The sequence below is a fragment of the Vibrio sp. VP6 genome, from assembly GCF_028823755.1.
GTDB lineage: Bacteria > Pseudomonadota > Gammaproteobacteria > Enterobacterales > Vibrionaceae > Vibrio > Vibrio parahaemolyticus.
In genome coordinates this window covers 1-14,206 of the sequence record NZ_JAPEID010000060.1, presented here as the reverse complement: position 1 = coordinate 14,206, position 14,206 = coordinate 1, and the positions used below count along the sequence as shown (strand labels likewise).

The 14,206-nt window shown below is 46.3% G+C and carries 4 protein-coding genes; 2 read left to right on the top strand and 2 right to left on the bottom strand.

What is annotated here, in order from left to right:
* The coding region (locus OU793_RS22665) for a Calx-beta domain-containing protein (protein ID WP_274647847.1) at positions 1-3,598 on the bottom strand (3,598 nt) is incomplete at its 3' end.
* A 402-nt stretch (positions 3,599-4,000) separates the two neighbouring features.
* On the opposite strand from OU793_RS22665, the gene OU793_RS22660 reads away from it, so the two are divergent.
* Positions 4,001-5,317 carry a TolC family outer membrane protein gene (locus tag OU793_RS22660; protein WP_024103885.1) on the top strand — a complete coding sequence of 439 codons (1,317 nt, stop codon included), beginning with the start codon at positions 4,001-4,003 and terminating at the stop codon, positions 5,315-5,317.
* A 2-nt stretch (positions 5,318-5,319) separates the two neighbouring features.
* Entirely contained in the window at positions 5,320-5,937 is a 618-nt protein-coding gene (locus tag OU793_RS22655; protein WP_005477806.1) for an OmpA family protein, read from the top strand.
* 65 nt (positions 5,938-6,002) lie between these two features.
* On the opposite strand, the gene OU793_RS22650 is transcribed toward OU793_RS22655, so the two are convergent.
* The coding region (locus OU793_RS22650) for a tandem-95 repeat protein (RefSeq protein WP_274647846.1) at positions 6,003-14,206 on the bottom strand (8,204 nt) is incomplete at its 5' end.

Sequence of the window (14,206 nt, the reverse complement as noted above, 5' to 3'; positions counted from 1 at the left end):
CTTGAGTGGTTTCAGTGATGTCGTCACCTGACGCAGTGGTGTAGCTATAAGCTAACGTGACAATGCTACCCACTGGCGCTGGATCGCTCAGCGTCACGGTGTAATCCGTGGTGGTATCGCCTTCCACCACATTCGCTGGACCGGTCATGGTCACCGTAACCGTATCTTCTGGCCCTGGGTCGGTTTCATCACTGATGGTGGTGTCGACGAACGCATTGTCTAAATTCAGTGCTTCAAAGATTGGATTACTGTCGCTATCGACGATGCCTGACACGCTGACACGGAACACTTCATCGCCTTCGGCATACACATCGTCCACCGTATCGATGGTAAACGTGGCGGTCACACCATCGGCACCAATAATCGCTTGGGTGGTTTCAGTGATGTCGTCACCTGACGCAGTGGTGTAGCTATAAGCTAACGTGACAATGCTACCCACTGGCGCTGGATCGCTCAGCGTCACGGTGTACTCCGTGGTGGTATCGCCTTCCACCACATTCGCTGGACCTGTCATGGTCACCGTAACCGTATCTTCTGGCCCTGGGTCGGTTTCATCACTAATGGTGGTGTCGACGAACGCATTGTCTAAATTCAGTGCTTCAAAGATTGGATTACTGTCGCTATCGACGATGCCTGACACGCTGACACGGAACACTTCATCGCCTTCGGCATACACATCGTCCACCGTATCGATGGTAAACGTCGCTGTTACGCCATCGGCACCGATAATGGCTTGAGTGGTTTCGGTGATGTCGTCACCCGATGCAGTAGTATAGCTGTAAGCTAACGTGACAATGCTACCCACTGGCGCTGGATCGCTCAGCGTCACTGTGTACTCTGTGGTGGTGTCGCCTTCCACCACATTCGCTGGACCTGTCATGGTCACCGTAACCGTATCTTCTGGCCCTGGGTCGGTTTCATCACTGATGGTGGTGTCGACGAACGCATTGTCTAAATTCAGTGCTTCAAAGATTGGATTACTGTCGCTATCCACAATACCCGATACGCTGACGCGGAACACTTCATCGCCTTCGGCATACACATCGTCCACCGTATCGATGGTAAACGTCGCTGTTACGCCATCGGCACCGATAATGGCTTGAGTGGTTTCGGTGATGTCGTCACCCGATGCAGTAGTATAGCTGTAAGCTAACGTGACAATGCTACCCACTGGCGCCGGATCGCTCAGCGTCACTGTGTACTCTGTGGTGGTGTCGCCTTCCACCACATTCGCTGGACCTGTCATGGTCACCGTAACCGTATCTTCTGGCCCTGGGTCGGTTTCATCACTGATGGTGGTATCGACAAACGCATTGTCTAGATTCAACGCTTCGAAGATAGGATTGCTGTCGCTATCGACAATGCCTGATACGCTGACGCGGAACACTTCATCGCCTTCCGCGTAAACATCATCCACGGTATCAATCGTAAACGTGGCGGTTATGCCGTCGGCACCGATAATGGCTTGAGTGGTTTCGGTGATGTCGTCACCCGATGCAGTAGTATAGCTGTAAGCTAACGTGACAATGCTACCGACTGGCGCCGGATCGCTCAGCGTCACTGTGTACTCTGTGGTGGTGTCGCCTTCCACCACATTCGCTGGACCGGTCATGGTGACGGTAACCGTATCTTCTGGCCCTGGGTCGGTTTCATCGCTGATGGTGGTGTCGACGAACGCATTTGAAACATCTAATGCCTCAAAAATCGGATTGCTATCACTATCAACAATACCCGATACGCTGACACGGAACAGTTCATCGCCTTCAGCGTAAACATCGTCCACGGTATCGATGGTAAACGTAGCCGTCACACCATCGGCACCAACCACTGCTTGAGTGGTTTCGGTGATGTCATCACCGGATGCAGTAGTGTAGCTATAAGCTAAGGTCACGATACTACCCACAGGAGCTGGATCGCTCAGTGTCACGATGTAATCCGTGGTAGTGTCACCTTCCACCACATTCGCTGGACCGGTCATGGTCACCGTAACCGTATCTTCTGGACCCGGATCCGTTTCATCACTGATGGTGGTATCGACAAACGCATTGTCTAGATTCAACGCTTCGAAGATAGGATTGCTGTCGCTATCGACAATGCCTGATACGCTGACGCGGAACACTTCATCGCCTTCCGCGTAAACATCATCCACGGTATCAATCGTAAACGTGGCGGTTATGCCGTCGGCACCAATAATGGCTTGAGTGGTTTCGGTGATGTCGTCACCCGATGCAGTAGTATAGCTGTAAGCTAACGTGACAATGCTACCGACTGGCGCCGGATCGCTCAGCGTCACTGTGTACTCTGTGGTGGTGTCGCCTTCTACAACACTCGCTGGACCTGTCATGGTGACGGTGACCGTATCTTCCGGACCTGGGTCGGTTTCATCGCTGATGGTGGTGTCGACGAACGCATTATCGAGGTTCAGTGCTTCGAAAATTGGATTGCTGTCGCTATCGACAATGCCTGATACGCTGACGCGGAACACTTCATCGCCTTCCGCGTAAACATCATCCACGGTATCAATCGTAAACGTGGCGGTTATGCCGTCGGCACCAATAATGGCTTGAGTGGTTTCGGTGATGTCATCACCGGATGCAGTAGTGTAGCTATAAGCTAAGGTCACGATGCTACCGACTGGCGCCGGATCGCTCAGTGTTACGGTGTATTCGGAAGTAGTTTCACCTTCCGAAACGCTATTCGGGCCGGTCATATTAACGGTTACAGTATCTTCTGGCCCTTGCTCTGCCTCATCTGTAATCGTTGCGACACCCGTAACTGGAGTAGGCTGATCTGGCGTTGAACCGGACAAACTGAATGTTTCCGATCCTTCCGCTAAATTATCATCAATGGTATCCAAGCTAACCGTAAAAGACTCTTCCCCGATCGGAAGAGAAACAGTGAACGATCCATCATCATTCACCTGAGTTTCTTGGGTGGTTCCGTCGGATAATGTAATTAAAACCGTTGTATTTACATAATCTGCACCAACATCGCTCGCCGCCCCTCCCAAAGCAGAACCATCATTAAGGGTAAACTCAATGGTAGTTTCTTCTTCCGTTGGTTGGTTAAGGGTAACGTCGAAAGAGACTTGTTGCCCTTCATCTACTGTAGGGCTAGAAATATCTTGCACCGTAATTGTTACTGGAATCGGAATTCCTGTCGGAGCAGGTGCCTGAGTTGGTGGGAGAATGTCCAATAAAGTTAGAATCTGAGTGGTTGAAAATCCCGCGCCTTCAGTGCCAACCGTCTCAAAGTTGGTACTAGCGAGCAATTCTGTCCCTGTTCGTGCAACATTCCCTGTTGTCTGAGGACTAGACCCATTTGCTTCGCCCGCTGCGGTTTCAAACTCTTGACCTAGTTGGGTCGGGTCTTGTCCCGCTGCAATAGCTTCTATCAACGCTGTAATATCACCAGTTACATTGATGGAACTGCCTTGCGGTGTCACTTGCTCAATGACCAGCTCTGAAGTATCTGAAACTTCGTTAATGATTAGTTCCCCTGGTTTAGGCAACTGTCCTTGTTCGAGGGTTCTAATTTCCCCATCGAGACCGATAACTACAATATTACTCATCAATGAGCCAAAAGTTACTCGTTCCATATCTACCTCGCCCCACTTTGAACTAAGTCAAAAGTTTGTCACCCCAATATTTACGTCTATAGTTTAGTCAAAATCTTCATATTTTCGTTGTATGTGCAAGGGGCGATGTGCTGATTAACTCAAGGGGCGGGGTTACAGGTGCAGCAGGGAATTGCACAGGTCGTGGAACGCTATGATATTAAGAAATCAAGCTTTTCTCTTGCTTAAACACAAACGGTTGCCAAGCAACATTTTGCACATGTGCTAAGGTTTAATCAGGCGAACTTCTGGATATTCTAAACAAAAGCCTAGGTTTAACAGTAGGTTGATAATTTACTTACTCAAACACTGTTATTTGTGATGTTTTATCTCAAATGTGAGATGAAACAGCAAAAAGCAACACGATTTTTTAGGAGAAACACCGTGAAATGGAACCGACTAAGTATTGCTTGCTGCTGTAGCTTAATAGTGTCTATACCCGTTTTCGGTCAAACTTTAGAGCAAGCCGTGGCATTAACGTTAAAAAATAACCCAGATATCAAAAGCGCATTTAATGAATTTGAGAGCCGAAGGTACATCAATGAGGCGTCAACAGGCGCCTATTTGCCTTCTCTCGATCTTGATGCGGGCATTGGTTACGAAGGCCTCGACCCATCTGATGAAGTCGGACGAGGCAACACTGACTATACGAGAAAAGAAGCGTCTATCACCCTAACCCAATTAATTTGGGATGGAAGCGCGACATTAAACGATATTGACCGTACCGCTGCTGATGCAGAATCGGTGCGATTCCAACTGTTAGCTGATGCTTCAGACAAGGCATTAGAAGTCACTAAAGTCTACTTAGATGCGGTAAAGGCTTATGAAGTCTTAAAGCTGTCTGAGAACAATCTTGCCGTTCACAAAGACATCTATACGGACATCAAAAAACGCGTCACTTCCGGCATAGGCTCGACTGCGGACTTAACACAGGTTGAAGCGCGTTTAGCGAAAGCGCATGGTAATCTGGCAGCTGCACAAAACAACCTGTACGACTCCCACACAATGTTTACTCGCTTGGTGGGGCAAACGCCACAAGGGTTAATTTTTCCAAGAGCTGATCAGAACTTTATCCCCTACACCGTCGATGAAGCGGTTGGCCTGGCATTTGAATTACACCCAGTGATTCAAATCGCATTAGCGGATGTGGATTCTGCCAAGTTCCAATACAAACAATCGAAAGGCGTTAACTACCCGACGATCTCGATTGAAGCTTCTCAAACTTGGAAAGACGATGCGGATGGCTTAAAAGGTCGAAGCGATGAAACTCTCGCCATGTTGCGTTTACGCTATAACTTGTTCAACGGCGGTAGCGATGCGGCAAATTCAGAAAACTTCGCATACCAACTCAACAAAGCGAAAGACTTACGTGAAGGCGCGTACCGTAATGTTGAGGAAGGACTTCGCTTGTCTTGGAGTGCTCTGGACTTAACGTTGCAACAAAAAGAATTTTTAGCAGACCACGTTGATTCGGCAGCTGAGACGGTCATCGCGTATGAAAAGCAATATCGAATCGGTAAACGAACCTTACTAGACGTTCTGAACACTGAAAACGAGTTGTTTGAAGCGCGTAAAGATTACCTTGATTCAAAATATGCAGAGCAATATGCCAAATATCGTGTGATGAACGCAACTGGCCAATTGTTGAGTGCGTTAAGAGTCGAAATGCCGAAAGAATGGCTAGAAAAAGTGGAGTATTAATTATGAAAAACATAACTATTATTGCACTGTCATTAGTTGTTGCTGCATGTAGCTCTTCGAGTGATCGAGGCGACGAATACGATTACATCGACACTCCTATTGCAGATCAATGGGCCGACCACCAAGATGACGACAGCGACGGCGTCATTAACCAGCGCGATTTATGCCCGGGCACACCATTAGGTGCGGAAATTGATAATGATGGCTGCGGATCTTACGCAAACTCATCACAACAAATGCAAATTCGAGTGTTATTTGCAAATGATTCAGATGAAATCAACCCGGTTTTCGCGAAACAGATTCGAGAACTCTCAGATTTCTTGAAAGAATACCCAAGCACATCCATTGAGTTGCAAGGTTACGCGAGCCGTACAGGTGGATCTGAGCACAATTTAGATCTCTCCAAACGCCGAGCAGAGAACGTAAGAAAGGCACTGCTACAGAACGGTATTACTCCTGATCGAGTTACTATTGTTGGCTACGGCGATACGGTTTTAGCAACAACCGGAACAGACGAAGTAAGCCATGCTTTGAACCGACGTGTGACCGCAACAGTAGTAGGACATAAAGGTGAAGTGAAAAAAGAATGGACCATTTTCACCACACTTCCAAAAAGCTAACTATTCAAGAACATCAAAAAAGGTCTAGCAATTGCTAGACCTTTTTATTAGAGGCTGATTTGTCACTACATGTCTTTGTATTGAGAATCGAGACTCGCAATCAAATGCTGTGTGATATCATCCACGCTTGCGCTATTGAAGTGGATATCTAATGTTGAGCTACCTTTAGTAATACTCAAATTCGTATCTGCGCTGCCATCTTGGCTTACTTCAACATGATAGCCGCCAGCGTCTCCTGTATGACTACCTGATTGTAAATCACTTAGCAGATCGCCTACTTCATCTTTCGATAAATCATCAAACAGATCGGAGAAGTCTAGAGAGTCTTCACTGCTAGAAAAATCTGTGACAGTGTCGCGTTCGTTGGCCACATCGATCCATTTGAAGATGTCCTCACCATCACCGCCAGTCAGAATGTCGCTGCCTAAACCACCAATCAAAATGTCATTATCTGCGCCACCGAACAGCTTGTCGTTTCCACCTTGCCCAAACAAGATGTCATTTCCTGCACCACCATAAATGGTGTCCGCTTGGTCATAATAACGAGATTGCTCAAACTCAGCTTGGTTTTCAGTAATGTAGTGATGAACTTCCTCCTTCGTTACCAGAGCAACATCTTTCCCCAGTTGAGAAGCTACATAGTTTTGTAGCGCAGAAACACCTTGTTCTCCATTGATATCAAAACGAATCGCATCACCAAAAATGATGTCGTTTCCATCAAGGCTACTAATCTCATCCTTGCCCTGCATTAATGACACTTCTTTGCCAAGAATCACTTCTGCAAGTTGATTAACATCGATGTTAGTTCTTACAACACCATCAGAGTCAAAGTGTTTCAACGAATCTTCATCTAAGTCATGACCAAGACCGATCGATCGAACCTCACTAAGTTCTTCCAATGCCTGATATGCGTTATTTGCTTGATGAAGTACATACGTTTCATAATCGTAATAACTATGATTACTTGTCATCTTCCCTAACAACTCACCTGTCGAAAGCGAATAAACGAGTGAGTTACTATCTATCACCGTCTTATTGTCGTAAGTTACAACATCACCAGTTTTGTAATCCGCTGGCAACACATCAGCTAACGTTACCAGTTTGTTGTTTTCCACTCCAAGAACAATGCTATCCATTTGGTTTATGTTATTTGCATCATTCACAGTAGCTTGGTTTGGACGGCCATCAGAAATGAAATAGCTTAAATTCGTTGCGCCACTATCAGCACTATCAAACCAATTCAATGCTGATTGGAAGCCTGCTTCATAGTTTGTGTTACCGTCGCCGCGCTTCACAATTGCGTCCAATATTGATTCTACTTGAGACTTAGCGTTGTCAGAGCTCAAATCCAACTCGAGCACCTGTTTGCTCTCAGTGGAAAAAGTGGTTAATAAAACGTTCACTTTGCCCGAATGAGGTCCACTCGCACTTTCGATCAGAGTATTCAGCACTGTTTTTAGTTCAGTTACCGCACGGCCAACGTCGTAACCCATACTGCCAGACGTATCGAGCATAAAGGCAATGTTGTAATCCTGACCTTCGACAATTTGTAACCCTTGAACATCACCAACGATCACGTCGTTATCATCGGACCCAACTATGTTGTTATCACCATGCGTACCAGAAACAAACTCATAATCACGGACTGAAACAGAAGCCGTGTCCGCTCCCATTTGAGTATTGTTATTAACTTCAACACTTCCTGCCGTCGCTGTTACATCAAAATCTAACGAGCCATTGTAATCTGCTGGTACAGTAATCGTACCGCTTAGTTGATGACTGGTTTGATTTGGTTCACTTGAAAGGTCAACCGTGTAAGAACCATCGCTGTTTTCAGTAACCGTTTTGCCATTCACCTCTAATGTTAGCCCTGAAGGGATTCCCGTTAAGGTGACGCTATCGTTAATGAATGACTCACTGCCATCCACATCGATAAGATCAAGGTTCAGCTCAAAAGAGACTTGCTGCTCTGTAAGAACAACATACTCTCCAGTGTTGTTATCTAGCTTGATAATGGCATCTTGGAAGATAAGTTGTTCAATTTCATAAAGGTGGTCACCCGACTCTTTATGAGTGCTCGAAACAACATCTTTTGTATCAATAAATCGACTATCTTCGACAATCCAATACGGGACTTCTGAGTGGTCAGATGCTGGGTAATAGCTGAAGTCGTAATCAGACAACTTACCAGAGTAAACAACTGTGTCAGTCTCAGCTTGATCGTCTAATGAACCAATACCGCCATAGATAGAATCATTACCTCCTCCAGTCACAAAGATATCACTACCTTGAGCATCAACGTTGGCACCTGCTTGTTGATCACCTACAAAGCTCAGTGGTGATTCAGTGTCTCCGCTTAACATTAAGTCGTTACCAGCATGACCATTATTAAACGCTTGTGTCACCACATGTTCAAAGTCAAGCCCTGGTAAATTACTTGCCTCAAGCAGATCTTTAAGTTCTTCGTCTGTAGACCAGCTTCCGCCTAATGTCACAGGTACAGACGTTACAGGACCGAAAGTAAGGTCAATCTTAACTGGGTCCGCGACAGGCTCTATGTCGATACTCAACGTACCTGAAGCAGAAGAATTGCCATCACTAACAGTGAAATGAATCTGCTCGTAAGTATCCAAGCCATTCCCAACACCGTCTTTATCGAAAACATCTGCACCAGATTCATGTTCAGCAGGAACATAGCGAACAAGACCATTTTCGATATCAGAAGCGAGTACACTGCTAGAAACCACTTCCCAACCATCAGAACCTTTCACTTGTAGTGAGCCATTTAGAGCAGAAGTGTCAAACTCAACACTTACCTCACTGTCAACGACGCCTAAATGTTCTAGTGTGATAACAATCGCTTCGTCTTCTAATCCGGAAATTTCGTTACTTTGAACCGTTGGAGGGACATCATTATCATCAATATAGCCAACGCCAGATACATCTCCGACTTTAATCACAAGGCTTTCTGTTGATTCAACCAACTGATCATCAATGCTTGGAATGGTAATCTCAAAGCCATTCACACCGGCTGGAACAATAAGGTATCCGCCCAAATACTTCACGCCATTAGTAAAAGTTGCGTTCGACAAATCAATGTCTTGAGAGCTCGTACTAGAACCTTCTGCAGAGAAATCCACTTGATACTTAACGGTCTGATCTGTCGCGTTATTTAGAGAAACAGAAAACGTGACATCGTCACCTTCAACAACAGTAACACCTGTAATGCTCTGCACCGCAGGTCCATTTTCCGCAACATTACCATCTAGCATTTCGTTAACGATATTGACTGTAGATGGATCGCTAACGCCACTTTCAGAGTCGACTGCCACATATCCAAAGCTGTCTTCGGCAGGAACACCTTCTACATAACGTAACTCCCAGTTACCTTCATTTTTCGTAGAAAAATCTAACTGAGTAATGACCGAACCTTTAGGAAGGGCTAGATCTTTCCCATAACCAACGCTTGTTTCTTGGAATAGCATGAAGTTGCCCTCAGGCTTCAAAAACTCGAACGTTTGAGTCTGTTGGACATTATTTGAATCTAAGTATGTAACCGTAATAAGCGCTGCGTTGTCATCACCGTAATCAAACAATCCACCTAATCCATCCAGACCAAGGTTTACGGAGCCCACAGGATTATTAGACAAATCGATCGTAATCGTTTCACCCTTCTCAATACCCTGCCCGTCATTGTCAGCGATACCATTGCCGATGTGTGACACCTGACGGTTGTATTGCGCAAGTTCACCGCTATCAGAAGAAATGGTGATAGAGGCTCCATTTGCTAAATGCTCAGTACGGGAATGTGATGGTCCACCATCCTCACTTAATCCCCAGTTATTGAAATCTGATGTAGATTCTGAGCCATTAGGCGTATTTGGACGATCTTTGATACCTAATAAGAAGCCAACATTATCAGCTTCATAGTAAAGACTGTCTTTGTCATAAAGCGTATCGCTTACTTCTTTAATTTCGTGCAACTCACCGTCACTATCTTTAAAGAACAACGTACCTGATGTTGGCAGTTCAGTAATCCGGACATGTAGATCGTTGCCTTTTAAGTCGTCTTCAACATCCGCGATATGATCCTTAGAGTCACCGCTACCCAGAGGTTTCGTATCGGTATCAAACACAACTTGCGTAAGCTGATCATCGGCGACATGCGTAAAGTCTTCACTTTCAGGCTTGTCGTTTACTGGTGTCACATTGACCGTGACGGTGGTGGATTCAGACACACCGCCTGATGTCACGACATAAGTGAAAGTATCTTTACCGACGTAGTTATCATCTGGTGTGTAGGTCACCGTACCATCGTTGTTTACGGTGACGGTACCATTTTTAGGACCATTCTCAGCGTCCAGAGACACCACTTTATCTTTGCCTTCAAACGTGTCGTTACCTAAGACGTTAATGATAGTTGGTGTGTCTTCGACTACATTCGTGCTGTCAGCCACGATGTCCGCCACTGGCGCAACTGTGAAGTTCACCGGTTGGCTAATGCTTTCACCACTTGGGTCGGTAGCAGTAAACGTTAAGGTTTCTGAGCCGTTCCAGTCTGCTGTTGGTGAAATGGTCGCGATGCCATTTTCAATCGAAACCAACACGTTGCTATTGCCAGACACTGAGAAGTTTAGCGCTGAGTCGCTATCTTTAAATGCGTCGTTTAAATCAATCGTGTAGGTCGCAAAGTCTTCCGATAACTCTTGATCTGCAATGGCATTTTCAACAGTCGGTGCATCGTTAACACGATTCACAATCAAACTGTCACTGTCGTTAGCTGTTGGATTTACACCATCCGACACTGACGCGCTGATAGTTAGGTCTTTAAGGTTGAGCTCATCGTTGTTAACTGCATCGACGCCCGCTTGAGTCAGCTTGACTTCATCGCCAACTAACACAAAGTAACCGTTTGAGTTGTTTTCTAAAGAAACGGTTAATTGATCTTCAGAAGTGTCAGTATCGCGAACCGTTAAGGTTGCGACTACCGTATCAGTGTTCACTGCATCTTCAGTGATGCTTTCTACTGCATCAACCTTGATGGTTGGCGCATCGTTCACTGGATTTACTGTAACAGTTACTTTCGCTTCGTCGGTCAATTGACCGTCCGTTACGGTGTAGGTGATTTCAGCGTGGCCATTGAAGTTTTCTGCCGGAGTGAAGACGAGTTTGCCATCAACGATCTCTACTTTACCTTGTGCTTCAGGAACAGTCGCAGATTGGATCGACAACTTATCGCCATCCATATCAGAATCGTTTGGCAGAACATCGATAGTAACTGCGGTGTCTTCTTGTGTCGTAGCGATGTCATCTTTCGCCACTGGTGCATCGTTGACCGGTGTTACATTGACTTCAACGGTGGTGGATTCTGATACTCCACCTGATGTCACGACGTAAGTGAAAGTATCTTTACCGACGTAGTTATCATCTGGTGTGTAGGTCACCGTACCATCGTTGTTTACGATGACGGTACCATTTTTAGGACCATTCTCAGCGTCCAGAGACACCACTTTATCTTTGCCTTCAAACGTGTCGTTACCTAAGACCTTGATGATGGTTGGCGTATCTTCAACAACCGTCGTTTTGTCTGCCTCAATGTCCGCCACAGGCGTTACCGTGAAGTTCACCGTTTGGCTAACGCTCTCGCCACTTGGGTCTTTAGCTGTGAACGTAATTGTCTCTTTGCCATTCCAATCCGCACTCGGAGTGATGGTAGCAACGCCATTCACAATAGAAATTTGGATGCTGTTATTGCCAGAGACTGAGAATTCTAGCGAGGAATCAGAATCTTTGAATACTTCATTCAAGTCGATCGTGTATGCATCGAAATCTTCCGATAACACTTGGCCTGCAATGGCATTTTCAACAGTCGGCGCATCGTTAACACGATTCACAATCAAACTATCACTGTCGCTCGCCGTTGGATTAACACCATCCGATACTGACGCGCTAATAGTCAGGCCTTTAAGGTTGAGTTCGTCGCTGTTAACCGCGTCAACACCCGCTTGAGTCAGCTTGATTTCATCGCCAACTAACACAAAGTAACCGTTTGAGTTGTTTTCTAAAGAAACGGTTAATTGGTCTTCTGGCGTATCAGTATCAGCGACTTCCAACGTTGCAACTATCGTATCGGTACTCACCGCGTCTTCAGTGATGCTTTCTACAGCATCAACCTTGATGGTTGGCGCATCGTTCACTGGATTAACGGTAACGCTCACTTTCGCTTCGTCGGTCAATTGGCCGTCCGTTACGGTGTAAGTGATTTCGGCGTCGCCATTGAAGTTCTCGGCCGGAGTGAAAACAAGTTTACCATTCACCACTTCAACCGTACCCTGCTCTTTAGGTACAGAGGCTGATTCAATACTCAGCTTGTCGCCATCCACATCAGAATCGTTTGGCAGGACATCAATGGTAACTGCGGTGTCTTCTTGTGTCGTAGCGATGTCATCTTTCGCCACTGGTGCATCATTCACTGGCGTCACATCGACGCTCACCGTGGTGGATTCAGACACACCGCCAGAGGTGACGATGTAGGTGAAAGTATCTTCACCGACGTAGTTGTCATCTGGTGTGTAGGTCACAGTACCATCGTTGTTTACGATGACGGTGCCATTTTTAGGACCATTCTCAGCGTCCAAAGACACCACTTTATCAGTGCTTTCAAACGTATCGTTACCTAAGACGCTAATGATAGTTGGTGTGTCTTCGACTACATTCGCACTATCAGCCTCGATGTCGACTACTGGTGCAACCGTGAAGTTCACCGTTTGGCTAACGCTCTCGCCGCTTGGGTCTTTAGCTGTGAACGTAATTGTCTCTTTGCCATTCCAATCCGCAGTCGGAGTGATGGTGGCGACGCCACTCACAATAGAAATTTGGATGCTGTTATTGCCAGACACTGAGAATTCTAGCGAGGAATCAGTATCTTTGAATACTTCATTCAAGTCGATCGTGTATGCATCGAAATCTTCCGATAACACTTGGTCTGCAATGGCATTTTCAACAGTCGGTGCATCGTTAACACGATTCACAATCAAACTGTCACTGTCGTTAGCTGTTGGATTAACACCATCCGATACTGATGCGCTAATAGTTAGGTCTTTAAGGTTGAGCTCATCGTTGTTAACTGCATCGACGCCCGCTTGAGTCAGCTTGACCTCATTGCCTACCAACACAAAGTAACCGTTTGAGTTGTTTTCTAAAGAAACGGTTAATTGGTCTTCTGGCGTATCAGTATCACGAACCGTTAAGGTTGCGACTACCGTATCAGTGCTCACTGCATCTTCAGTGATGCTTTCTACTGCATCAACCTTGATGGTTGGCGCATCGTTCACTGGATTTACTGTAACAGTTACTTTCGCTTCGTCGGTCAATTCACCGTCCGTTACGGTGTAAGTGATTTCAGCGTGGCCATTGAAGTTCTCGGCCGGAGTGAAAACAAGTTTGCCATCAACGATCTCTACTTTACCTTGTGCTTCAGGAACAGTCGCAGATTGGATCGACAACTTATCGCCATCCACATCAGAATCGTTTGGCAGAACATCGATAGTAACTGCAGTGTCTTCTTGTGTCGTAGCGATGTCATCTTTCGCCACTGGTGCATCGTTGACCGGTGTTACATTGACTTCAACGGTGGTGGATTCCGATACTCCGCCTGACGTGACAATGTAGGTGAAGCTGTCTGTACCTTGGTAGTTGTCGTTTGGCGTGTAAGTCACGCTGCCGTCAGGATTGACCGAGACCGTGCCGTTGGCTGGGCCGTTATTGGTATCTAGCGACACCACTTTACCGTCGCCTTCGAACGTGTCGTTACCTAAGACGTTAATTATGGTTGGTGTGTCTTCGACTACATTTGTGCTGTCAGCCTTGATGTCGACTACTGGTGCAACCGTAAAGTCCACCGTTTGGCTAACGCTTTCGCCGCTTGGATCAGTGGCAGTAAAGGTTAGGGTCTCTGAGCCGTTCCAGTCTGCTGTTGGTGAAATGGTCGCGATGCCATTTTCAATCGAAACCAACACGTTGCTGTTGCCAGAGACGCTAAACGTTAACTCTCCATCAACGTTATCCACATCACTGAAGGCGGTATTCAGATCGATGGTGTATGGCGTGAAATCTTCTGCCAGGGTTTGGTCTGCGAGATTGCTTTCAACCACAGGCGTGTCGTTTACGGCATTCACGGTGACATTGACCGTCGCTTGGTCGGTCAGTGCACCATCAGTCAAGGTGTAAGTGATTTCAGCATCGCCATGGAAGTTCTCAGCCGGTGTGA

What these genes read in the sequence shown, in the direction of transcription:
- OU793_RS22655 (WP_005477806.1), top strand. Translation starts at nt 5,320, where the DNA reads ATGAAAAACATAACTATTATTGCACTGTCATTAGTTGTTGCTGCATGT.